We start from the raw sequence: 241 nt of genomic DNA on the forward strand, positions 1-241 counted from the left end.
GGGCTCGAGGCCAGCTGGCAGCGTCATGCGACAAACGCGAAAAAGCTGTGGGCCGGTCTGGAAGCGCTGGGCATCGAGCCCTTCTTCCTGCAACAGGCGCAGGCCTTCATGCATTCCATAGACGGCGGTGACCTGCGCGGTGTGGTGATAGGCACGCTTGCCCTCGCCGGCCCAGTAGCCTCCCAGCAGGGAGAAATCCATGAACCAGCTCTGCGGCGGCGTCTGGCGGGCGGCAATCGCT

1 protein-coding gene is annotated in these 241 nt (G+C 65.1%); it reads right to left on the reverse strand.

From position 1 onward, the window contains the following. The coding region (locus ACZ2IA_RS23250; RefSeq protein WP_470294942.1) for a hypothetical protein at positions 1–201 on the reverse strand (201 nt) is incomplete at its 3' end. Positions 202–241 lie beyond the last annotated feature (40 nt).

The sequence above is a fragment of the Crenobacter sp. CS_VA4 genome, assembly GCF_055597485.1.